Source organism: Bradyrhizobium sp. Rc3b, from assembly GCF_900114915.1.
Taxonomy (GTDB): domain Bacteria; phylum Pseudomonadota; class Alphaproteobacteria; order Rhizobiales; family Xanthobacteraceae; genus Bradyrhizobium.
This window is the reverse complement of the sequence record NZ_FOUS01000002.1, coordinates 14,817-36,724: the sequence shown is the minus strand read 5'-3', so window position 1 is coordinate 36,724 and position 21,908 is coordinate 14,817. Positions and strand designations below refer to the sequence as shown.

General features: G+C 63.2%; 24 protein-coding genes. 4 read left to right on the top strand and 20 right to left on the bottom strand.

Translation table 11 applies throughout. The annotated features are described in order from the left end of the window. Positions 1–103: 103 nt before the first annotated feature. From BM190_RS03650 to BM190_RS03640, 3 genes are read left to right on the top strand one after another with little or no spacing between them, the layout of a single operon-like run. Positions 104–1,792 (top strand): aspartate:alanine exchanger family transporter, encoded by a 1,689-nt coding sequence (locus tag BM190_RS03650; RefSeq protein ID WP_018319930.1) that lies wholly within the window; start codon positions 104–106, stop codon positions 1,790–1,792. A 9-nt stretch (positions 1,793–1,801) separates the two neighbouring features. After that, positions 1,802–2,692: an alpha/beta hydrolase family protein gene (locus BM190_RS03645; protein WP_502686975.1), complete on the top strand. Its 891-nt coding sequence runs from the start codon at positions 1,802–1,804 to the stop codon at positions 2,690–2,692. A 23-nt stretch (positions 2,693–2,715) separates the two neighbouring features. Then, positions 2,716–3,303, top strand: a complete 588-nt coding sequence (locus BM190_RS03640) for an invasion associated locus B family protein (protein WP_092252055.1) — start codon at positions 2,716–2,718, stop codon at positions 3,301–3,303. A 15-nt stretch (positions 3,304–3,318) separates the two neighbouring features. Here BM190_RS03640 and BM190_RS03635 read toward each other — a convergent pair whose 3' ends face one another. Continuing rightward, a complete protein-coding gene (locus BM190_RS03635; protein WP_283806118.1) occupies positions 3,319–3,687 on the bottom strand; it encodes a response regulator in 369 nt (122 codons plus the stop codon). A gap of 195 nt (positions 3,688–3,882) precedes the next feature. Next, positions 3,883–4,506: a response regulator transcription factor gene (locus BM190_RS03630; protein ID WP_092252981.1), complete on the bottom strand. Its 624-nt coding sequence runs from the start codon at positions 4,504–4,506 to the stop codon at positions 3,883–3,885. Between the two features lie 308 nt (positions 4,507–4,814). On the opposite strand from BM190_RS03630, the gene BM190_RS03625 reads away from it, so the two are divergent. Then, on the top strand, positions 4,815–5,498 hold the full coding sequence (locus tag BM190_RS03625; protein ID WP_092252051.1) for a helix-turn-helix domain-containing protein: 684 nt from the start codon (positions 4,815–4,817) through the stop codon (positions 5,496–5,498). Between the two features lie 30 nt (positions 5,499–5,528). Here BM190_RS03625 and BM190_RS40215 read toward each other — a convergent pair whose 3' ends face one another. The 18 genes from BM190_RS40215 to BM190_RS03535 form a co-directional block, all read right to left on the bottom strand. Then, positions 5,529–5,765, bottom strand: coding sequence for a hypothetical protein (locus tag BM190_RS40215; RefSeq protein ID WP_092252049.1), 237 nt, complete (start codon positions 5,763–5,765; stop codon positions 5,529–5,531). Next, positions 5,758–6,237, bottom strand: a complete 480-nt coding sequence (locus BM190_RS03615) for a potassium channel family protein (protein ID WP_092252047.1) — start codon at positions 6,235–6,237, stop codon at positions 5,758–5,760. Before BM190_RS03615 ends, BM190_RS40215 begins: the two co-directional genes overlap by 8 nt. A 379-nt stretch (positions 6,238–6,616) precedes the next feature. After that, complete coding sequence (locus BM190_RS41000; protein ID WP_244550578.1) at positions 6,617–7,042, bottom strand: hypothetical protein; 426 nt, start codon at positions 7,040–7,042, stop codon at positions 6,617–6,619. A 69-nt stretch (positions 7,043–7,111) separates the two neighbouring features. After that, complete coding sequence (locus BM190_RS03605) at positions 7,112–7,756, bottom strand: transglycosylase SLT domain-containing protein (protein ID WP_092252979.1); 645 nt, start codon at positions 7,754–7,756, stop codon at positions 7,112–7,114. Between the two features lie 96 nt (positions 7,757–7,852). Continuing rightward, positions 7,853–8,338, bottom strand: a complete 486-nt coding sequence (locus BM190_RS03600; protein WP_143109000.1) for a hypothetical protein — start codon at positions 8,336–8,338, stop codon at positions 7,853–7,855. Between the two features lie 66 nt (positions 8,339–8,404). Next, a complete protein-coding gene (locus tag BM190_RS03595) occupies positions 8,405–8,920 on the bottom strand; it encodes a YbjN domain-containing protein (protein ID WP_092252041.1) in 516 nt (171 codons plus the stop codon). Positions 8,921–8,938: 18 nt separating this feature from the next. Continuing rightward, positions 8,939–9,985, bottom strand: a complete 1,047-nt coding sequence (locus BM190_RS03590) for a peptidylprolyl isomerase (protein ID WP_210311194.1) — start codon at positions 9,983–9,985, stop codon at positions 8,939–8,941. Continuing rightward, entirely contained in the window at positions 9,982–10,581 is a 600-nt protein-coding gene (locus BM190_RS03585; protein ID WP_244550577.1) for a hypothetical protein, read from the bottom strand. The genes BM190_RS03590 and BM190_RS03585 overlap by 4 nt, the downstream gene beginning before the upstream one ends. A 2-nt stretch (positions 10,582–10,583) precedes the next feature. Continuing rightward, complete coding sequence (locus BM190_RS03580; RefSeq protein ID WP_092252037.1) at positions 10,584–12,422, bottom strand: putative porin; 1,839 nt, start codon at positions 12,420–12,422, stop codon at positions 10,584–10,586. Positions 12,423–12,475: 53 nt separating this feature from the next. Next, a complete protein-coding gene (locus BM190_RS03575; protein WP_092252035.1) occupies positions 12,476–13,195 on the bottom strand; it encodes a TonB C-terminal domain-containing protein in 720 nt (239 codons plus the stop codon). Then, positions 13,192–13,677, bottom strand: coding sequence for a hypothetical protein (locus BM190_RS03570; RefSeq protein WP_244550576.1), 486 nt, complete (start codon positions 13,675–13,677; stop codon positions 13,192–13,194). Before BM190_RS03570 ends, BM190_RS03575 begins: the two co-directional genes overlap by 4 nt. A 59-nt stretch (positions 13,678–13,736) precedes the next feature. Continuing rightward, on the bottom strand, positions 13,737–14,141 hold the full coding sequence (locus BM190_RS03565; protein ID WP_018319914.1) for an ExbD/TolR family protein: 405 nt from the start codon (positions 14,139–14,141) through the stop codon (positions 13,737–13,739). Between the two features lie 5 nt (positions 14,142–14,146). Further along, entirely contained in the window at positions 14,147–16,135 is a 1,989-nt protein-coding gene (locus tag BM190_RS03560; RefSeq protein WP_177236894.1) for a MotA/TolQ/ExbB proton channel family protein, read from the bottom strand. Then, a complete protein-coding gene (locus BM190_RS03555) occupies positions 16,135–17,802 on the bottom strand; it encodes a ShlB/FhaC/HecB family hemolysin secretion/activation protein (RefSeq protein ID WP_092252975.1) in 1,668 nt (555 codons plus the stop codon). The genes BM190_RS03560 and BM190_RS03555 overlap by 1 nt, the downstream gene beginning before the upstream one ends. A 299-nt stretch (positions 17,803–18,101) precedes the next feature. Beyond that, on the bottom strand, positions 18,102–19,091 hold the full coding sequence (locus BM190_RS03550; RefSeq protein ID WP_092252029.1) for a FecR family protein: 990 nt from the start codon (positions 19,089–19,091) through the stop codon (positions 18,102–18,104). A 419-nt stretch (positions 19,092–19,510) separates the two neighbouring features. Beyond that, a complete protein-coding gene (locus tag BM190_RS03545; protein WP_092252027.1) occupies positions 19,511–20,053 on the bottom strand; it encodes an RNA polymerase sigma factor in 543 nt (180 codons plus the stop codon). 190 nt (positions 20,054–20,243) lie between these two features. Continuing rightward, positions 20,244–20,969: an energy transducer TonB gene (locus BM190_RS03540; protein ID WP_092252025.1), complete on the bottom strand. Its 726-nt coding sequence runs from the start codon at positions 20,967–20,969 to the stop codon at positions 20,244–20,246. After that, the gene (locus BM190_RS03535) at positions 20,966–21,739 is read right to left on the bottom strand and encodes an STN domain-containing protein (RefSeq protein WP_210286342.1); all 774 of its coding nucleotides are present in this window, start codon (positions 21,737–21,739) and stop codon (positions 20,966–20,968) included. The genes BM190_RS03540 and BM190_RS03535 overlap by 4 nt, the downstream gene beginning before the upstream one ends. Positions 21,740–21,908 lie beyond the last annotated feature (169 nt).

The following is a 21,908-nucleotide window of genomic DNA, read 5'->3' as shown; positions in this document are numbered from 1 at the left end:
ATCCGATAGGCGGTGCCTTGCCGCTCGCAGGGCTTGATCTGGATCAAGCAATGCCCGCGATTTCCCGACTGAGATCTCGGCAAAGCGCCGGGGGAAATGCGACATGGATACCGTCAGGTGGATCATCTCCACCGCTCCCGAAATCTTTCTGCTGCTGGCCGTCGCCATCGGCACGATCCTCGGCCGAGTCCGGATCCGCGGCTTTGCCGTCGGGACCACAGCCTGCATCCTGATCGTTTCCGTGCTGCTCGGACAGCTCGGCAGTTTTGCGTTCCCGCCGCTGCTCCGCGTCATCCTGTTCAGCCTGTTCGTGTTCACCATCGGCTACCGGTCCGGGCCCGAGTTCTTCGCCTCCTTGAGCGTCCGCACGCTCGCGCAGGTCGCCATGGCGCTGGTGCTGGGCGGCACCGGACTGGTCGTCGTCCTGTTGTTTGCTCACGGCTTCCGGCTCGATCCCGGCACCGCCTCCGGGATCGCGGCCGGAGCCTTGACGCAATCGTCGGTCATCGGGACCGCCTCAGGCGCATTGGCCCAGCTCGGCCTGCCCAAGGATGTGCTGAGCCAGCAGGAGGCGAACATCGCGGCGGGCTACGCGGTGACCTACGTGCTCGGCTATATCCTGACGCTGCTGTTCGTCCCCTTCGTCGCGCCGAAATTGATGCGGATAGACCTGAAGGCTGAGGCAAAGAAGCTCGAGGCGGAGCTTGCCGGCGGCGAACCGCCCAAAACCGAAAATCTCTCTTATCGCAAGTTCCAGGCCCGCGCCTATCGCGTGACCGCGGGCGCCGGGCGCACCGTCAAGTCGATCGAGGAGGAACTTGGCAGCCGCACGGTCGTCGAGCGCATCGTCCGCCAAGGCGCGGACATCGAGCCACGTTTGGAGACCGTGCTCGAGGCCGGCGACGACATCGTCATCGCCGGCCGCACTGCGGTCATCGTCGCCGCCAAGCCGATCATCGGCACCGAGATCGACGCCGACGAAATCTTGAAGGCCGTCCCGGGCAACGTGCTGGAGGTGCTCGTGGACAATCGCCATCTCCACGGCCGCTCGATCCAGGAGATCGCGGCGCGTGTCGGCACCGACGCCCGGGGCGTTTTTCTACGCGCCCTCACCCGCATGGGCCGCGAGGTTCCCTTGAGCGCGGACACTCGGATCTATGTCGGCGACGTCATGACGCTTGTCGGCAGCACGCGCAATATCGAACGTGCAGCAAAGGCCATCGGCCAGATCCTGCGGTCGGGTGATCGCGCCGACATCGCCTTTCTTGCCGCCGGCATCGCCGCCGGCCTGCTCGCGGGGCTCGTCAGCTTCAGGATCGGCGGCGTCGCGCTCACGCTTGGCGGTGGCGGCGGCGCGCTGATCGCGGGCCTCGTCTGCGGCTGGCTGCGGTCACGCAAGCCGACCATGGGCGCATTGCCGCCGGCGGCGCAACAGACCCTGAGCGATCTCGGACTCGGCGGCTTCATCGCGGCGATCGGGCTCGGCAACGGTGCCGCAGCCTGGGCCGCGATCCAGGCCCACGGGCTGCTTCTGGTCGGCATGGGTCTCGTCATCACGCTCGTGCCGCTGATCGTCGCGACGCTGTTTGCCTTCTATGTGCTGCGCATGAACCCGGTCGTGACCTGCGGCGCACTGGCGGGAGCCATGACCGTCGATGCCGCGGTGACCGGCGCGTGCGAGGTGGCCGAGAGCCAGACGCCGGTCCTCGGCGTCGCCGTGCCCTATGCGGTCGGAAACGTGGTGCTCACGGTCCTCGGGCCGATCATCGTAGCGGCAACCTACAGCGGATGACGGAGACCCATGATGCGGCGACCGGCCAGATCGGTGCTGGGATGTTTTGCGGCCATATTGTTCGCTTGGGCCGCTTTCGCCGCGGTCGCGCGCGCGGCGGATGACGTCCTCATCCAGGAAGAGATATGGGCGCTGCCACTACCGCTTCCGATGTTCGCCTATCTGGTGCGTCCCGTCGGCGACGGTCCCTTCCCGCTCGTGATCATGAACCACGGCGTCTCGCTCAACCCGACCGACCGCAGCTTCTTTCCGTTGGTCGAATTTCGCGACGCCGCCCAATGGTTCGCAAGGCGCGGCTACCTCGTGGTGGCGCCGGTCGGCTCCGGCTATGGCGCAGTCGCCATCGACATTCCCGAGCGCGCGATCTACGGACCATTCTTTTCCAAGATCGGCAAGTGCAGCAATCCCAATTTCCACGACGCCGGGCTCGCGGTCGCCAAGGTCGACCTCGATATCATCGACTATCTGGCCGCCGAAAAGCGCATCATCCCCAAGGACGTGATCGTGATCGGGCAGTCCGCCGGTGGCTGGGCCTCGATCGCCTTGTCGAGCATGAACCCGCCGCAGGTGAAGGCCATCATCACCTTCGCTGCGGGTCGTGGTGGACGCGTCGGCGGCAAGCCGAACAACAACTGCGCCCCCGACAGGCTGGTTGAGGCCACCGCGGATTTCGGCCGCACATCGCGTGTGCCGATGCTGTGGATCTACATCGAGAACGACACTTTCTTCGGCCCCGACCTGTCGAAGCGCATGCATACGGCTTTCACCGCCGCCGGCGGCCGGGCCAAGTACCACCTGATGCCGCCGTTCGGCAATGAAGGCCATTTCTTCATCGGCTCGAGGGATGCCATCCCGCTCTGGTCGCCGCTGGTAACGACGTTCCTCGACGCGCTGAAATAGATGCCAGATCCGTAGGTGAAATCATGCCCGATGCCCGTGACTGCCTTGCCATTCTTTTGCTTATCACCATCGCCGGCGCCACGGCAGCGCCCGGCCATGCCGCACCGAAGGGCGCCCACGGCGAGAAGCCGGCGGCCGAAGTCGCCACACGTGGTCAGCGTGAAGCAAAGGACATCAGCTACGGCGGTTGGCAGAAGCTCTGCTTCAAGGCCGGCGGCGCGCCCACGCTGTGCCGGACCTCGATCACCGGCCAATTCGCGACCGGACAGACGGCCGTGCGCGTCGATCTGATCGAACGCGAAGACGCCGCCACGGCCCGGCTGCAACTGTTCGTGCCTGTCGGCATGTACCTGCAACACTCACCGAAGTTGAGCGTCGACCAGGGCGCGCCCTTCCGCCTGCCCTATACCTGGTGTCTCACCAATCTGTGCATCGCCGCCGATGTGGCGGCGCCGAAGATCATCAGGGAAATGGAATCCGGCAAGACCCTGACGCTCGAACTCGTCGATTCGAACCTCCTGGCCCTGACGACTTCGATTCCGCTGGCGCAATTCGCCTCAGTCCACAAGGGAACGCCAGCCAGGACGCTCGAGCAGCAGATCGACGAATAACGGCCGGAGTCGATCTTACGAGGTGCCGGCGCGTTCGACGGACTCGATCAGTGACTTGCCCGTAAAGGGCTTGATCAGATAGGCGATGCAGCCGGACCCAAGCGCCGCAGCGCGGTTCGCGGGGCTGTCGTTGCCGGTAATGTAGATTACCGGTGCGGTGACGCCCTGCTCAGCCAGTCTTCGCCGGACGTCGATGCCGGATTTTCCACCAAGATCGATGTCGAGGACGATGCAGATCGCGGTGTAGAATTTGCCGTGCTGGAGCAAGGCCCTAGCGGAGTCGAACAGCGTGGCGTCGAAACCGTGCCCACGCAGCAACCTGCTCAGGCTGGTCCGCATGGACTGATCGTCATCGACGACAAAAACGGACGGGCATAGCGGCAAGGCGATCTGCCTTTCGGGAGATGAACGAACTGCGAGGGCTGTGACGGCGGTGGGATACTGCACACGCTTGCTTTGCGTTGCCGACCCGGCGCCTGTGCATCATTGCGCACGCCTCGCCGTGCACTGTCAACACGCCTCGATATTGTCCTTTGGGGCAATCACACCGTGGGAACCGAGCTTGCGGTGACGACGCAGCTAATGCTCGTTCGTACCGAGCATTCCGAGCCGTTCCGCGATCGAAACGAGTTCCGCAAGCGAATGAACCTGCATCTTCTCCATCACCTGATGGCGGTGGGCTTTCACGGTGCGTTCGGTCGTCCCGAGTTCATGCGCAATCTGCTTGTTGATCCGGCCGCGCACGATGAGATTGAACACTTGTCCCTCGCGTTGCGTCAGCGTGGCCAGATGAGTCCGAAACGTCTCCAGCTTGCTGCGCTGGGCGCGCGCCGTCCGCTGACCCGCCAGAGCGCGTTCGATCGCATCGATCAACTGCTCGGAGGATATCGGCTTGGTCAGGAAGTCTTCCGCACCTGCCTTGATCGCCCGCACGGTGGTCGGCGTGTCTGCATGCCCCGTCAGGAAGATGATCGGCAGCGTCGAGCCGGACGCGATCAATCGCGCCTGCAAATCGGGGCCGCTCAATCCTGGTATGCGCACGTCGAGCAGAATGCATCCGGCCTGCTCGGGATCCAGCGCAGACTCCTCCAACTCCAGCGCCGACGCATAGGTCGCGACCTCATAGCCCGCGAGCTTCAGACGCCGTGCTATCGCAGTCCGAAAGGACTCGTCGTCATCAACCACGTGAACGAAACCCGGCACCTTCAACCTCTCGCCCAGTTCCAGCGAGGACCATTGACGTCCTCTCGCTCGACAAAGTCAGCTTCAACAGTTTGAGAACCGAAATATCTGCTTGCAATGAGCCAAATCCCCGCAGCGGCAGCGCTTTCTCATTCTGCGCACCAAGCGCCAGAAGCTGTCCCTTGGTACAATGAACCTAGGGACAATGGATTGAAATACTGCCTTGGGGGTAAATCAACCCGGCGGGAGCGGGACAGCGCGGCGCATTCCCAGCAGCGAAAATACTCGTCGAACGGACCAAATTCGGCGATGAGCTGAGGACTTGGCCTATGTTTGTTCGCATCACAACCGATTCCGCACTGCGTCCCAATTCCCTCCGTGACCTCGGCATGACCAGCGATTCAAATGCGCTCGTCAGTTTAAGCGAATTTTCGTACAGAAAAGGCACCGAGATTTACGGTGAAAAAGAGCCCGCCGAATATGTCTATCAGGTCAAGGCGGGCGCGGTGCGAAGCTACAAGCTGTTGTCCGATGGTCGCCGGCAGATCGGCGCATTCCACCTCATCGGCGACATCTTTGGGCTCGAGAACGGTGGGGAGCATCGATTCACGACGGAAGCGGTCGTCGACACCACGGTGCGCCTGATCAAGCGGCAAAGTCTTGAAACGGTGGCCGAAAGCGATGCCATGGTAGCCAGAAACCTGCTCAGCATGACCACGAACAACCTCCAGCATGCGGAAGACCACATGCTGTTGCTCGGCCGCAAGACCTCGCTGGAGCGGGTCGCGGCGTTCCTGCTCGAAATGGACAAGCGGCTGACGGCGGCGGGCGTCATCGCGCTCCCGATGTCGCGACGCGATATTGCCGACTATCTCGGCCTGACGCTGGAGACCGTCTCACGCGCTCTGTCGCGCCTGCACGAGCTCGGCATCCTCGGCTTCATCGGCAACACCCAACGGCAGATCGTGTTGCTCGACCGGAACCAGCTCGCCAGTCTCGATCTGCAGCCTTGATCTTGGTTCGACTTGCACCCGGATCAGCGTCTACTGGACGGCACGTGACGCGTCGTCGATAGAGATCGCGCGACCTCCAAAACGCCTGGTGACGATGATTTGAACGCCCATGCAAAGCAGCAGGAATGCTGACAGTCTCGTCACCGGTGCCTCCTCGCCGAACAGCCGCGCCATGAAAGCGAGCCCGTACGGGTTGATGATCGCGAACAGATCGCCCAAGCCGAACAGGAAATCGGCGATGAGTCCCGATCCCGTCACATCATCCACGCCGCTCCGTTGCGATGCTCGGATTACCCCGAACCGGTCCAGATGCCTTGACGGCTTCGAGATGGTCGAGCGTCTTGCGCAGGACCTCGAACAGCACGGCCGCCGACCATCCAAACAGCAGCACCCCGTTCATAGCTGTCAGTGGGCCAATGAGTCGCCACTCGCGAACGGGCGTGACATCACCGTAGCCGAGAGTTGTATAATTGACGAAGGCAAAATAGAGCAGTCCGTTTTCGACACTCGCCGCGCCGACAATGCCGTAAGTCGCGGCCCACACGAGGACTTCGAGTGTGTGCGCGACCATCAGCACCACGGCGGTGGCCATCATCACGCCCATCAAGTGCGATCCCGGCCGCGTCGTGTGACGCAAACCTGCGCTGCGGGCTATACCGACCGCGACGACGGTCACCAGTGCGTGCAGCCCGATACCGACCAGGCTAACAAGCGTGCCGACGAGAAACTGAAGCATCATAGCGCCCACCGCATTGCAACTGGCTGGTCCTGGTCTTCGATCACCGAGTTCCGAAACGACTGCGTCGCCACAGCTGCATCAGGTCAGCTGCTCGGCCATGCGTAGCTGGGCGCCGCCGGCAAGCGTCGCGATTGATCCACGTCAATGGTGGATCGCATCATGGGGGCCACGGAAAAGCGGTGAGATAACATGCGGACCCTATAGTCGTTCAAGTCCACCCCGGGAATAGCAGATTTCATGACTGCGCCGGGCCCCGGTGACAGCTTCGCGAAGCATCCAAAGCAGCTCCGCCGTGGGAATCTGATTGCTTCGTCAGCAAACCGTCGCGTGAGCTGAGACGCTCTCGGAGCACGATGCCGCTAACAGGCCTTGGATCCCTTCATCGATGCCCGATCGGCGAGGAGAACACCGGCGGCGGCGGCCGGTAGGGAGTGACGGAAACTCCGAAGTTCCGGCCATATTGCTGCTGAACACCGGGGATGTTGACGACCCCGAGCTTGGGGTCAGGCGATCTGGCATCGATGGGCGGCAGATTGATGCTCGGATTGACTCGATCGACCTCCCTCCTGAGCTTCTGGTTGAGACAGTCCATCGATCGGCTGGAACCGATTTCTACCTCTACGCATCTGTCGGGCAAGGCCGGCGCGCGGCTGCCATTGGGCGGGGCCGACATGCGGCCATCAGGAGCGATCCTGGGTGCGCTGCTTCCGATTACGATCGGCGGAAGAATGTTGACCTGCTCTTCGGCCACGGCTTGTGACAGGAGACAGGCTGTCAGAACGAACGACGGCGCTACCAGCCGCATCGCGATCTCCTCTTCCAAAGAGTGGGCGCGAACTGGCTCACCCGGACAATCCGTTCGTGCGCACGGCCCCTATCGCCCTGCCCGCGCCTGCGCAACGAGCGCGCTGAGCTGGGTGTTGAGCGCAACAATATTCACCGTGCCCGTTCGCGATAAGCCCACACATTTCCGCCCGCAGCCGCGGCCCGATGGAGCCGGCTCGCCAAACGTCGGCACGGGAACACTGCCGGTCACGCGAAAGCCGCGAGCGGTGAGCTTGGAACGCACCGCCATGCAGTAGTTCACCGAAAGGAATGAGAAGCGCGTTTCGCCATGGCCGGCGCGATATTTCATCGCGGCGGTACAGAGGTCGCCGCCGGCGAGGCGCCAGGCCTTCGCAAGATAGACGACACCGTAATGGATGTTGATCTCGGGCACGGCCAGATCGGCCAGCGTGCCGGAGAAACCGAGCATGCGTGCCGTCGAGGGCAGGATTTGCATCAAGCCGACTTCGCCGACCCCGCCGACGGCCCGAGGATCATATCCGCTCTCCACAGCCATCACCGCCTCGGCGATCTCGGGCGCGAGACCGGCCTGCGCGGCCTCCTTTTCAATCAGGGCGCGATAACGCGAACCCGCATCGGGGGCCCGCGGTGGCAGCGCTTCGACCGCAGCGTGACGAGCGTCGACCGTTTTCGGTGCCGAGTTCGTCTCGGCGCGAGCGCCTGCCGTAAACAGTTGGGCGAGCAGAAGCAATCCCGGGACCAAAGCCGTCGACGGGAACGACATCATTGACCGCGCCAAGCCAGCGCTCCCGTTGCGGGCCGACATTTTCTATTTCTCCTGCTGCAATCGATCCGTTGCCCGCAGCGAGAACCGCAAGTGCAGCGGTTGCAGCATCTCGGGCGGTGGCACACCAACATTTCCTCCGGTCAGCAAGGCCCGAAGCCCGACGGAAGCCTTGGGGTCATCGAGTCCGTCGAGCTCGACGCGATGCAGCCGACCGTCCGACGATACCCAAGCTCGCAGAACGAATGTCACAGGCGCCGCATCGCCGCCTGTGACGCGGCGGTCCAGGTACTCCTGGAGATGTCGTGCCCTTACGTCGTCGGACGCCAGTCGCTGCTCGATCTTCTCCTTCAATCGCCCTGCGAACGCCTGCCAAGCCGGCGGAGCTGCATCGGCCGCACGGTAGTCGCTCCTATCCGCGGCAACGGGCGATGCGTCGACGCCAGCTCCGGCGACAAGCAAACCGGCCGCCGCAGCCAGCGAACCCGCGATTCTATTCCACCACGTTGCGCGGAATTCACGGTCGGCCATCGTCAACATGTCTCGCTGGACTTGCGCGCGAACTCTTTCCGAACGCCTCGAGGACATCGCAACGCGCTACTGAAGAGCGGCCGCCTGGCCGCTGACGTCGGCGTTCTCGTATCCGGCTGCCTGTTCGACCGGCGCCGTCGTTCCCTTCCTGGCCGACAGCTCGCGAAGTTCATCGCGCAAATAAACGATCAGCTCCTGGACCAGGCGATCCCAGATGTCGATCTGCGCGCGCAGATGGTCCGCGGTCACGCCGCCCGCGACCGAGACATCCAGGGAAAGCACGAGGAACTGCTGGCTGAGTTGAAGACGCGCAAACCGGCGCGTCGCGTTCCAGCGATTGACCAGATCGAGTGGAAGCTCGCCCTGAACCTGGAGCACCGCAGTAAGGGCTGCATCGACGAAACTCTCCGCGTCCGCGAGCCAATTCCCCGGACGAATGTCGAAGGTCAGACCGCCAGTTGCCGAACGGAGATAGGTCAGATTGACCACGGGATCGGTGAGCTCCTCCACGCGGTAACCGACCTGTTGCAGTGCTGAACGCAGATCATTAATGGTGAGCTTGACGATAATTGTATTGGACATTGCTAACTCCACTGCGACTCATTTCCGGGAATTGTCGAGCAAACCCGAAAGGGCAAGCTCGTTGAGAATGGGCGGGTTCTGCTTGAGCAATTCAGCGAGATAGGCCCGCCGCAGCGCGGTGGCCCGCTCGCTGCGCATCTGCTGCACCAGCTGATCGCGCACTTCGGGCAAGGTCCGGGTGTACGCCGCCTTCGTGTCGATCAGCTTGATGATGTGCCAGCCATCGTCGAGCCGGACGGGCTCCGAGATCGTATTCCTGGCCAGTCCCTGCACCTGCGCCTTGATCTCCGGCCGGATCTGGTTGTCGGCCACCCAGCCGAGATCGCCGCCGCCTTTTGAATCGCTCTCCGCCTGTGCAATCGCGCCGAAATCGGCGCCTGGCGCCTTCAGCTTCGCCTGGATTGCCTCGATCGCCTTCTTCGCTTTGTCGTCAGCCGCTTTGTCGCCCTCGGTCGCTGCGACGAAAATCTGCGCGAGGTGGAACTGACGAGGCACCAGCAAGGCGCCGCGGTTGGCGTCGTAGACCTTTTGGACCTCGTCCTCGCTCGGGAAACTCTCTGGAGGCGTCGACACCGATTGCAGATAGATCTCGACCACGGCGTTCTCGCGCACGCGATCGAGCTGCGCCGCGACTTTGGGCTGCTGATCCCACTTCTTGGTGATCACCTCCTGCAAGACCAGCCGGTTGGCGAGCAGCATGCGAACCGCCTGGCTCAGCAGCGCCGGGTCCTTCGCGAGCGCCGCTTGCTCGCGCGCTCCCAGCGCGCCGACGTAAGCGCGGAGCTCCTCCGCCGAAATATTGGCATCGCCGACCCGGGCGATGACATCGTCGCCGCCGGTCGTCCTGGCGGAAGCAAGCCCCTGGGTCGACGGTGCGGGGGTCGCCGACATCGGCGCTGTCGCGGCGGGAGCCGCCGGCTTCGGCTTCACCGCGGGTTGAGCCGGACGTTGAGGCGCCGGCGCGGTCTGGGCAAATGCCGTCTCCACCGACAGGCTCAAGATCGCCACGGCAGCTCCGACAACAAGGGTCGATCTCGACGATCGGATGACGTTGGGACGGTTCATGGTGTTGCCTTCTGGTCAAGCAGCTTGTCGACACTTTCCTGGACGAAATTCTGCGCGCCGACGCGGCCTAGACCCGTCAGCGGCTCGCTCGCGACTGCGGCGTCGCCCAGTGTCAGGCTGCGATATCGATTGAGAATGTCGCGGCCGACATTGACGAGTTGCACGTTCTTGGCCTGGCAGCTCTTGGTGCTGGCCTTGAACGCCGCCGCCTCGCCTTCGAACTTGGCACGCTCTGCGTCCTTGGTGCGGGCGACGGTGGCGGCCTCCTCGTAAGCGACCTTCCACTTCTCCAGCGTCTGGTTGCGCTCCTCCAGACGCTGATTGAATTCGTCGACTGCTTCGCGATGCTGCTTCTGAAGTTGCTTCGCTTCCGCCTTGGCCGCATCGATCTGCGCCTTCAGGGCCGCCTTCTCGCGGTCTGCGTCCGCGATCTTCGCCTGCAGCGCCGTGCGCTGGTCCTCCATCTGCCGCGCCTGCGCGATGGCGCTGCGCAGCGCCTCGCGCAAGCGGTCGGTCTCGCTTTCGGCATGAACCTCGCCACAGAACATCGCGGTCGCGATTACGGCCGCCACGAGACCGGTAATCCGGGAAAGCATGATCAGAACCTCGCGTTCAGATCGACTTGCAGGACATCGACGGCGTAAGGCACGCCTGCGATGTTGTTCGCGCTCAGCCAGCGGACGCTGGCCCACACGTCATCGCTGAGTCCGACATTGCCACCGACGAAGTAACCCTTGAGATTGGTGCCGCCGAGCCCGAAATCAGAATCGACGAACGCGTCGATGGTGGCGTCGGATTGCAGATATTTGTAACCCGCATGCACGTTCCAATCCCAGAGATGCTTGATCTGCCTATGGCCGACGGTGACGCGGCCGAGCCATCCCTGATTTCCGCCGTTGAAGGCACCTGGCACACCGGCCGCGACATCGGGCCCGCGGTTGTTGACGGCATATCGATTCATCAGATTGCGGTCAAACGCGCTGTTCCAGACGTACTCGCCGTCGAGCACGATATGCACCGGGTGGAAATGGCCGAGATCGAACTGTACGCTGCCGACGACAGGCCGATACTGCCCGACCAGACCAAAATATTGAAAGAGCGGCGGCACGGCCACCGCCGGGTCGGAGACGATATTGCGCAGCGTCGTATAGGTGTTGCCCTTCTGGGCGAACGACGGCCGGGTCACATCGCTGTCGCACAGATCCGACGATGACTGCACCAGACAAGGGCTGGAGAAGCGTCCCTGGACATTGGAGAAATCGTAATAGGCGGCGGCGACGCGCATCGAGGTTTCGGAGCTGAGGCGCGCCGCCACGCCCGCCTGGCCGCCGAACAGCCATTTGTCGTGGCTGGCGAACTTCGTGACCCCGCCGGTGTTCGCATCGAAATTGGTACCGATGTTGAAGTCGGTATTGTAGATCGGGAACGCACCGGCTACCGCGAACGGCGTGACGTCCTTGGCGATCTCATACTTTCCTTGCACGGCGAGGCCGTCGAAGCCGAGATCCTTGTGCCAGACGAGATCGGTCGGCGACCAGAACGGATTGTCGAAGCGGCCGACGGACACCGACAGGTTTCCATCCCAGGATTGATGCTTGAGATAGCCCCGATCGAGCCACAGCGCGTATTTCGAGAAGTTGCCGCCGTTCGCGCCAAGCGACTGATTGGTGGAGACCGGCGAACTGTTCTCTCCCGTCGCGATGCGTATGCCCGCGGTAAACCCATTGAAGATGTCGGCCTCCATGCCCAGGCGGGCGCGAAGCCGGGCCTGGTGCCGGTCCTGCGTGGCGTTGTAGGTCGGCGCGAAGCTGTTGCTATTGAGATCGTACGGCGAGCCCGTATTGATCGCGTTGAAATTATAAGCGTGAAACTGATCGTTGCCTTCCGGAAAGAAGCTGCCTTGATAGCGCGAGCGTATATCGCCCGTGAATCGGATCCGCTGCGCCCACTCCGGATAGGCGCCGGGCGAAGCCCAGTTTTCCTTTTGCGCCTTGGCCATCACTTCCTTCTTGATCTCCTCGCGCAGCTGCCGTTTGACCACCTCCGGCACGTACGTGACGTGCCGGGTGCCGGGCGGCGAGGCAGCCGCAGTTGCTGCGGTCGCGGCCTTTGCCGCTTCATCGGCCTTGGCGGCGGCGTCCTTCGTGGCCTGGCGCGACACATAGGCTTCGTCGTCGGCCTGCTTGATCAGCGCCTGGGCCTGCTCCTCCTTGATCACGCCTTGCTTCACCAGCAAGTTGACCAGATTGATCGTCGTGTTCGACGACAGCGGCTTTGCGTCGGACACGGTGGGACGCTTGGCTTCGGACTTCTTCGCCGCCATCGGGCTCTGATCCGGTGCGGCCTGGCCAAAAGCGGGCGCCGCGACGGCAAGCGCACACAGCGATATGGCGGTCGACGACGTCAGGCGGCGTACGTCGCGTTTCTTCTTGAACATAAGTCCCCAGTCCTCTGCTAGTCACTCGACTCGAACGAATTGGTTGCGGCGGATCAGCTTGGCCGGCGCGCCGTGACGCGCGTCACCATCGGCATCGGCATGTCCCTGGGTGGCGGCTCCCTCAACACGAGACTGCCAAGCACGTCGTTGCGGATAGCGGCGTCGAGCTCGGCGTCGCCGGTCGACGAGACCAGCTGAATGCGACTGACGCGGCCAGTCGCATCGGCCCACAGCCGGATTTGCACCTGCATCGTCGCATTACGCGTCTTGCCGTTGGCGCGGAGCGCCGCCTCGATCTGCGACTGCACGATGGAGGCATACCAGCCCCAACGACTGCCGCCGCCTCCTCCGCCGCCATAGGGGCTGCCGCCCACCTTGCTGCCGAGATTGAACAGGTCGCCGGGCCCGACGGCCTTGGCGTCGAGTGCCAGCGGACCCGGCGGCTCTTCGTTCTTGGCGTCCTTGATCGGCTCGTCCTTCGGCTTCTCGACCGGCTTGTCTTCCTTGAATTCGGGCTCCGCCATCTTCGGCTGCTCGACCATCTTCGGCTCGGGCGGCGGTGGAGGTGGCGGCGGAGGCGGCGGCGGCGTGATCGTGACGACGGTCAGCTCGCGCACCTGGCGCGGCGGCGGCATGTCGTCGTGGCCGACGAGCAGGAATATCATGACGCCAAGGACGCCGATGATGGCCAGGGCAGCACCGTAACGCAGCCATGATTTCGCTCGCGGCAAGGTTGGCGGTCGCGGACCGCCCTTCTCATTCGGTGTCGTCATGACACCGCCTCGAGCGCTACCGGTTCGGAATTCCTGCCGGTGACGTACTGCACGACGAAATTCACGACCGTATCGAAATCGGTCGTATCCAGCGTGATCGTGGCATCGGGAGCCGCCTCGATGACGACGTGATAGGTGGCCTGATCGGGCAGGAAGTCGACATAGGCAACGCGATCGATCGACAGGCGCGAGCCTGGGCAGCGCGACATCGCCAGAAGCAGCGGATCGCGCTCGGGCGCGCGGCTCGCGACTTGCTTGCGCAGCAGGTCCGCAAGCTTGACCAGCAGGGCTTCACCGCGGATCGGGAAATGAAGCACCGTGCCGATATCGGGCGCGCTTCGTCCGACGCCGGCTTGCTCGACCTCCCGCATTCCAGCAGTCGGTGCCCGCGGCTCGAGCGAATGCGCGCTTACGAGGGTCGATGGCACGTCGACGGCGGCCCGGTCCGCACCGGACGATATCCCGCGAAGCCATGCCCACAAGGCCCTGGCTCCCCTTCGTGGATCGGCGCGCATAACCATGGAGGTGCCCATTCGTTCCGTCACTTCACAAGCGGCTTGGTCGCGAGCCCGACCTGCGTCAGGCCGACACGGCCAAGCAGGTCGAGCACGTCCATCACGCTCTGATATTGGGCTTGCGCATCGCCGCGCAGCACCACGGGGAATTCCGGCGTCAGGGCCTTCTGCTGCACCAGGCGCTGCTCGAGCTCCGGCAGCGTCACCGGGATCGTATCGAGAAAGATCTTGCCGTCGTTGGCAACCGTGATCGCCTTGGTGGTCTGGGTAGCGAGGCTCGGCGCAGCTGACGCTTTCGGCAGATTGACCTTCTGGCCCTGCACAGTCGCCGTCGTCATGATGATGAAAATCACCAGCAGCACGTAGGCGAGATCCAGCATCGGAGTGATGTTGATGTCGTCATACGGCTTGGAGTCGTTCTGGACCTGCATCGTCGTTACTCCGCGGCGATGCTGCGTTCGATCTGGTCGGCGGAGTAGAACTCCGCCATTTTCGTCACGAACTCGTCGACGAAGACCTGGATGTCGGTGGTCAGATCCTTGATGCGGGAGATCAGGTAGTTGTAGCCGAACAGCGCCGGGATCGCGACGCCCAGGCCGGCGACCGTCGCGACCAACGCGGCGGCGATGCCCGGGGCGATCGCATTGACGTTGACGTCTCCGCTGGCTGCGATGGCGGCGAAGGTGATCATGACGCCAACGACGGTGCCGAGCAGGCCGAGGAACGGTCCGCCCGAGATCGCGATGGTCAGCACCACCATGAGCCGGTTGAGCCGTTGCGTCTCCTTCACCGAGCCGCCGTCCAGCGCGGCGCGGATGGCGGCAATCGACGCGGCCGAGAGCACCGGGATACGCTCGCCCTTTCCGGCGAAGCGATGGCGGATCTCCGATGCCCCGATATGGTAGATGCGATAGAGCGACGACGCCTGCATCATCTTGGCATCGACTTCGTCGATCCGGCCACCCAGGGTCCAGATCTCGTCGGCGTCGCCGCGATCGAGCATGGTGAGATCGGCCGCGAGCTCGCGGAAGCTCTTCATGAAGCGCGCGTTGGCCTTGGCTTGCTTGTTCAGGTAGGAAGCCCTGTCGTACATCACGACCCAGCTGACGACCGCGAGGATCAACAGGATGCCGATCACGATCCAGCCGTCGAGCGTCACCGATTTCAGGATCACTGCGAAGTAACCCGACAGCCAGCTCGCGGTCTCCTCGTCGACGCTGAAACTCACGAGCTTGGCCTGATTCGGTCCCTGCCCGGTGGCGACGAACTTGATGAAACCCGGCGACCGCGCAACCTTTGCGAACTGCAGTTCGTCGATGTCGCCGACGAAGCCGGCCATGGCCGCGGCGGCAACAGTTGCGGCCTCCGGTGCCGGGGCTGACGCATCCGGAGCTGCCGCACCGTCCGCTGCAGACGATGGCTGTGCCGCCGCGGCACTGGCCACGGGTGACGCAGGCGCTGCATCGCCCCCGACCGTGGCATTCGTGCTAAGCGCCGGCAGCGTTGCCGCGAGCGACGCATAGGGTGAACCATCAAGATAGAGCACGACGTGGCCGCCGTTCGCGACGACGGCGACATGATGCCAGCCATTCGGCGCCAGCGGCGCAGCGGTGCCGCTGCGTTGCGCGGACTCCGCGTTCGTGACCTCCACGAACGGCACGCCATTATCCAGCCCGATAACGAGACCGTTGGCGCCGTCACGGCGGCTATACAGGGCTGCGTTGGGCTGCATCGCTCCTGGCTTGATCCAGGCAGACCATGTGAATGCAGCGTTGTCGCTCAAGGCGAGCGACGATGCAGCCGGCAGAGTCAGCACGCCGCGACCGTCGAAGCGCAAGCCGGTGCCGATCAGCGAGCCGTCTGCGGGCTGGCCGACGCTTTGCGCATTGTTGGCCCAGACCGACGCGTCCAGCGCCGGCGTGCCTCGTTCGTTGAAGTGATAGACCAGCAGCGTATCCGGATCGTAAGTCCCCTTCGGATCGCTGGTCGCGACCGCCTTCTTGTTGCCCGAATAGAGCCAGATGTCGGTCTTGGCGCCGGGCTGAAGGTTGGGCACGGCCACCCAGAGCAGCGCCTCGCCGAGCAGCGAGTCGTATTTCTCGATGTGGTGCTTCAGCGGTGTCTTGTCGTCGCCGGCCACGAAGCGCAGGTCGCTGCCGTCATCCTTGGCGGATGCAAAGCGGAAATTTCCGACATGCAGCCGAACCAGGACGGGCGCAGTCCCGATCGGATCGGTAATGCCGGCACCCGATGCGCTGGCGTCGATCGTGATCTTCTTGCGGAGCTGCCACTCGTCGTTCCACCACGCCCTGGCAGGCGACGGACACAACATTGCGGCCGCAACCAACGCTGGCACCAGTCCTGTCAGAGCTCGCCGAAGCGCCGATCGGCACACGCCAGCCATATGATCCCATCCCGCAGTCATCAGAATTCACCCCAGATTCGGAAATTGACGCGCGGACTCCTCGCGCTCGAGTAGGTCTGACTGACCATCGGCACCGAATAAACCAGCGTGCCGTTCAGGTAGTCGAACATCTTGAATCGGCTGCCGACGCCGTAGCTCCACAGATTGAACTGCGATTGCTGGTCGGGAAGTGCGTTCAGCATGGTCGCCATGCCGGCGTCCGCAAATGCGAACGCCCGCCATTCGTTGAAGATCGTGAAGCGCGCCTTGCTCTGCCCGGTCTCGTCCTTCATCCGGCTTTGCAGCATCTCGCCCACATTGGGGCTGCGCAGCTCGAGATTGCCGACAACGCCGTTGTCGCCGAGCGTCTCCGACTCGAGATAGCCGCGCACGGTGTCGAGGCCGCCGACGCTGAACTGCTCGCTCGAGACCAGCGGTCCGTCCGCGACCTGTCCCTGCACCTTGCCGTAGAGCTGGAAGCCTTCCGGCAATTCCTGGGTATGCGCGACATCGACGTTGAAATGGGTGAAACTGGGGGAAGCCGCGTAGCGCTTGTTGTCGAACGGCACCACGCCATCGCCCAGCGGCCGCAGATTGTAGGTGACGGCGGCATTGAACTGGGTCGTGAACCCCTCGTCCTGGAATGTCGCGCCATAACTTGCGACAAACGGATAATAGGTGACCGGAGACGAGAAGCCGACACCGCCGAGCTTCACGGTCTGATCGAAATGCTTGTAGTCGACCCCGGCCGAAAGCGTATGGAACAGGTTTTCCCGCGTCGGCAGCGTCATCACCGCGCGACTGCCGATGATCTCTCCGGGCCCGATCACGTTCGTGCCGCCCACGGTCGCGACATCGCTGCTCGATTTCACGCCATAGAACAGGACGCTCAGCCAATCGACGTTCTGCACCCGCGCCAGATAGGAGCCGGAAAACACCTCCGCGTCGCCCGGACGTTCCGGCGCGACCTGATAGCTGAAATTGACGGAGTGGCCGAGCTGCCAGAGATTGTCGTAGTGCACCGTGCTGCTGACGCGCAGCGCCGTCGTATTGGGGGACTTGCGGTTATTCACTTCGACGTTGGCATGTATCGGGACCTTGTCCTCGACATTCAGGTCGACGTCGACCGTGCCCGGCGTCACACCGGCGCGCAGGGCGGGAGTTACGCGTCGATCGGGCCATTGGTTGAGCGCGACGATATCCTTGGTAACTTCGTTGAAGTTCGGGACCGTCCCCTCCTTGAGAGAGCCCGCGCCCTCGGCGATCTTGTCGAGCCGGAAATAGCGCGCGTTCTTGACCCGCAGACGGCCGACCTTCAGCTCCGTCACCTTGAGGGTGATCATCCTGGCCTGCGCATTCTGCTGCGGAACGGAGACGCTGACGGTCTGATAACCCCTGTCGTGATATGCCTTCTCGAGTGCCGCCCGCGCCTTTTCGACGTCGTCGGCACTCTTGTTCGGCCCGAGATATGGATACACCGCCTCTTCGATGTCGATCTGCGGGAGCGTCTCGGCGCCCTGGATCGCGAAATCGTCGATGTCGAACCGCTGCACGGCGGCGGCCGGCTTTTGCGCGGCAGCAGCTTCACTTGCCGGGAGAGCGGACGGGTTGTTCGTCTTCGGCGTGCCCGTTGCGGAGACCTTGGCCGCATGGGCTGGAAGCGCGGCAACGAGGCCGCCGGCCAACATGCCCGCCGTCAGACAAAACAACGCCGTGCCCGCCGACGCATGCCGGCGGTGCTCGCAATCAATTCTACTTTTCACAGATGCCCCGCCCGACTCCCGAACCAGCTAAACGAGGTCACGGCCGGACACCGTGATCACGTCCCCTCGCTCTAAAGACGACTGGGCCTCGCCCAACCCGCAAAACTTTTTTGCAAGATCGGGAAACGTTAGCGATTATTTTACGAGCAGCATCTGGCGTGACGTGCCAGCATCGATTCTCGCGCAGTAACGAGAATGGGCCTACCCATCCGGCCGGATGAGGCTCAACCGAGCAGCACAACTCCGCCCGGCAGCGACCGCGCCTGGGCTCCGAACAGCTGCTGAACCTGGGGCACGAAATCCCCGAGCTTGTCGATCTGAAACGTGCCGTTGACCATGCGGCGTTTGAGATCCGGATTGGTGATAATGATCTTGCCGGAACGATAACGATTGACCTCTTCCACGACGTCCGCAAGCGGCCGATCGCGGAAGATCAGGAGCCCCGATTGCCAGGCTGTCACCTGCCCCGGGTCGACCTGCACCGAGGCTTCGATGCCGCCCGGCGAGTAGGACACCTGCTGTGCCCTGCCAAGTCGCACCGTTCTCTCGCCTTGCGCAACATCAACGCTGCCGCTCAGGCAGGTCACCGACACGGCGCCATCGAGGCAACGCGCGTTGAAATCCGCTTCCACCGCGGAGATCTGACCATTCGCCGCCAGCAGCACAAAGGGGGTGGCGGCGGACGTCGCCGCTACAGAGGCTTCACCCGATATCAGTTCAATCCGGGTTTCGTTTGACGCCGAACGCAGCGCGATGCTGGTCTGCGTATTCAGCTCCAGAGACACGTTCGGCGCGACCGCGATTTTGCGCAACTCGCCCTTTCCGGTCCGGTAATCGGCGGAGAGTTCTCCGAGCGACGGCCAAAGGCCAAGCGGCGGACGAACGATTGCGTACCCCACCGCGGCCGCTGCCGCGGCGCCCGCACCTCCCAGAAAGGCGCGCCGTCCAATGGGCCGGGACACCGGTCTTCGTGTCAGCCGTGCGACGTCTCCTGTCACCGGCCGATCCGCCAACTCCTGCGCAGCGACGCCCGCATGACGAAAGACCCGAGCCGCGTTCCTGAAGGCGGCTTCGTGCGCGCCGCTTTGCTGACGCCACGCTTGCAGCGCCTCGACGTCTGCCCTGGTCGGTTCACCCGTCTTGAGGCGAACGACGAAGTCCAGGGCTTCGTGCAGAAGCGCATCCGGCTCAGTTGTTTCGTTGGTCGCGGTCAAGATCCCTAGCCCATCTATCGCACTCGCCAGACCGGTACCCACACCGGGCCAAAGACGGTCAGAGGCGATATGTTATCGATTCCCCTCAATTTCGAACAGCGCCTTCCGGACCGGGACATCGGCCGCAACGCCCCGGCAATCAACGGCAAGACACATCCGCGGTCGGGGAAGCGAGCGGCCGCGACTGCCGGCTTAGCCCACCTTGCAATCGCTGTCACTGCCGTCACCTGCGTCATTCCCCCCGGAAGTCCTCTGTTTAGCTCGCGGCCTGAGACGCCTGCCGGTGCATCTATTCGATAGACGAATGGCGCCCGGCTATCCCGAAGAAAAACCATGCAAGGATAGCCTATCGATCAAACCTTCTGCCTGCGCCAGGCGAAAAAAGCCCTCCGATGCGCCGGGTTGCAATATCGACGCGCTCAGGATCGCGGACGCGGGCCGCCGAGACGGCGTCGCAATGTATGTTCGAGGCTGTCGGCACAATGGCCAAGCGCCAGCTTCAGATCGCTCTCGACGGTCCGGATGCTGACATTGAGACGCGCGGCGACCTGGTGCGCTGGTTGCCCCTCGATCGAAATACTCCGAAGAACCTCGCGGGGCCGTGGCGGCAACTCGGCAAGCGCGCGCTTGAATGCCTCGATTTCCGAACGCGCCTCGACCACTCTGGCCGGATCGGGTTCGTCATCACATATATCGAGAAGCGCATCTATCTCCGACGCGCTGACACGATAGTTCTGCGCTTTCTGGCGATCCTTCGCGATATTGATGGCGGTACGAAAGATGTAATCGGCAGGACTGCGTACGGGCTCGGCATCCGTGACTCGGTCGAGACGCAGAAACGTTTCGTGCAAGGCTTCGTGGGCGAAATCGGCCGATCCTAACCGGCGCGTAAGCTTCCGGATCAGGCCTTCATAGTTCTCGACCAACTGCCCCCGCAGCCGTATTCGATTGCTATCAGCCACGTTTCACGTGCCCAACATACTCTGGTATTTCCGGCGCAAACATTGCCTACGCAACTACTGCAAAAGGTTCGGAAGGTCGTAGCGTTGCCGGGCTACACATTTATGACACAAGGCGCGAGCGACGACATCGCGTCCGGCCCGCCACTGCACGAATGCCTGTCCATCGCCCAAGCACGGACTTCATGGCGGGTCAAAACTCGAGCTCCAGATGAATATTGAGCCGATCCGGCAGCTCGGGCGGAATCGGCGGCAGCGGCTGGGCTCGCCGGATGGTCTCGATCGCCTCCTTGTCGAGCAGCAATTGACCCGAGCTCGTCCGAACCCAGACGCCGAGTAGCGTACCATCCCTGGCCATGGCGAACTGCGTGACGACCGTTCCTTCAAGGTGCATCGCGCGCGCCGCGTTGGGATAGCGCTGATAGCGCGAAACGTGCCGAAGCAGCGACTGCTGAAATTTGATGGCGGCACTGCTGGCAGGTCCGCTCACGGCGGACGGCGCCGACATGACATTTGAGGGCGGAGCGTCTCCGGGCGTGAAGCTTCTCGCTTTCGGGACCGGAACGGGATCGTCGGATGGCGTCGGATTTGGGTCCTTCAATGGCGTATCGGCGCTGCTGGCGACATTCTCCTTTTCCGGTTGAGAATCCGAAGCGACTGCTATCGGAACGGCATCGGGCCGCGGAAGCAGCTGAACCTGCACGATCGCAGCCGACTGTTGCCCCGGAGAGCCGGCTGGCACTTGCATCCTGATCCAGTAAACGCCACCAACGAAAAGAACGGCCGCCAGGGCGGGAATACCCAGCAGGCGATAGAACTCTCCCGATGGCGAGGCGGCATCCAGGTCGTCGTCTCGATAGGATCCAAAGACCGCCGCTCGTCCCTTCTCGTTTCCAGGGCGGACATCGCTGTCGCTCATTGCAGGGACTTCACCATGATGACGACGCGGACCGGCTGTGGCGTATTCGCTGGCGCCGGCTTGCTGATCGTCAAGCCCCGAAGCGCCGCCGACACCGCAAGATCCCGTTCATGGTCCCCGGTCGAGCGGAATAACTCGGTGCGTTCGATCGTGCGCGCGGGATCGATCCAGATATCCAGCACCGCGCGATAATTGCCATCGCGCGTCCTTGCGTTCTTTCGAAGTGCATTCTGAATGTCCATCTGCACTCTTTGGCTATAATCCTGCAATCTGGCGGCGTCGTCGGCATCGCCGGTCTGACGCACGCGCAATCTTCCCAGGAACAGGTCCGATGTTGCGAGCGGAGCCGCCGGAGGTGCATAGCCGACACCTTCTGCGCTGGGAAGAGCAAGCGTGATGGCGTCGGGACGAATATAGCGCACCTTCAGCTCCGTGCCCGCGAGCAGCAGGTTCAGCGCTTCATCGGCGGCATACGTTCCTTCAACCGCGACCGACGTTCGACCGACCGCGGAGTTGCTTTCATAGAGCACTTGAATGCCGGTGATCTGTCCATAGGCTTGCAGCGCACCAGCCAGGGACTGTGCCGGAATGCGGAATGCGATCGGCCTTTCCGCACGCGCCACCCGGTCTTCTTCAGCGGCATTGGCGCCGAGGATGACCGTCATCAGCCAGGCGGGCAATAGCACCAGCAAGCGGAACGCGGCGCGGCGACCGCCTCGAGGACCGTCGGCATCCGACGCCGCGACGCCATGCAATGTAACTGCTTTCATCGTGCTGCTCTTGTCGACCAGAAACCGCACTTCGGCTGTTTGGATCGTTGAAGCGCGGGCGATGCCTCCTCTATATCGTTTGCATGACAGTGATCTAACCGGTGCAATCGGCCGGGTGGGGCCCCACCCGGCCGATCGATACGAACCGGCACGACCGGACGTCGGACCC

Bases quoted from the DNA above. Each gene is read 5' to 3' on its own strand.
- BM190_RS03645 (WP_502686975.1), top strand. From the start codon at position 1,802: ATGATGCGGCGACCGGCCAGATCGGTGCTGGGATGTTTTGCGGCCATA.
- BM190_RS03650 (WP_018319930.1), top strand. From the start codon at position 104: ATGGATACCGTCAGGTGGATCATCTCCACCGCTCCCGAAATCTTTCTG.
- BM190_RS03565 (WP_018319914.1), bottom strand. From the start codon at position 14,141: ATGCAGGTCCAGAACGACTCCAAGCCGTATGACGACATCAACATCACT.
- BM190_RS03575 (WP_092252035.1), bottom strand. From the start codon at position 13,195: ATGACGACACCGAATGAGAAGGGCGGTCCGCGACCGCCAACCTTGCCG.
- BM190_RS03555 (WP_092252975.1), bottom strand. From the start codon at position 17,802: ATGTTGGCCGGCGGCCTCGTTGCCGCGCTTCCAGCCCATGCGGCCAAG.
- BM190_RS03585 (WP_244550577.1), bottom strand. From the start codon at position 10,581: ATGCTTTCCCGGATTACCGGTCTCGTGGCGGCCGTAATCGCGACCGCG.
- BM190_RS41000 (WP_244550578.1), bottom strand. From the start codon at position 7,042: ATGCGGCTGGTAGCGCCGTCGTTCGTTCTGACAGCCTGTCTCCTGTCA.
- BM190_RS03625 (WP_092252051.1), top strand. From the start codon at position 4,815: ATGTTTGTTCGCATCACAACCGATTCCGCACTGCGTCCCAATTCCCTC.
- BM190_RS03615 (WP_092252047.1), bottom strand. From the start codon at position 6,237: ATGATGCTTCAGTTTCTCGTCGGCACGCTTGTTAGCCTGGTCGGTATC.
- BM190_RS03600 (WP_143109000.1), bottom strand. From the start codon at position 8,338: ATGGCCGACCGTGAATTCCGCGCAACGTGGTGGAATAGAATCGCGGGT.
- BM190_RS03595 (WP_092252041.1), bottom strand. From the start codon at position 8,920: ATGTCCAATACAATTATCGTCAAGCTCACCATTAATGATCTGCGTTCA.
- BM190_RS03535 (WP_210286342.1), bottom strand. From the start codon at position 21,739: ATGAAAGCAGTTACATTGCATGGCGTCGCGGCGTCGGATGCCGACGGT.
- BM190_RS03580 (WP_092252037.1), bottom strand. From the start codon at position 12,422: ATGTTCAAGAAGAAACGCGACGTACGCCGCCTGACGTCGTCGACCGCC.
- BM190_RS03590 (WP_210311194.1), bottom strand. From the start codon at position 9,985: ATGAACCGTCCCAACGTCATCCGATCGTCGAGATCGACCCTTGTTGTC.
- BM190_RS03540 (WP_092252025.1), bottom strand. From the start codon at position 20,969: ATGAGCGACAGCGATGTCCGCCCTGGAAACGAGAAGGGACGAGCGGCG.
- BM190_RS03560 (WP_177236894.1), bottom strand. From the start codon at position 16,135: ATGACTGCGGGATGGGATCATATGGCTGGCGTGTGCCGATCGGCGCTT.
- BM190_RS03640 (WP_092252055.1), top strand. From the start codon at position 2,716: ATGCCCGATGCCCGTGACTGCCTTGCCATTCTTTTGCTTATCACCATC.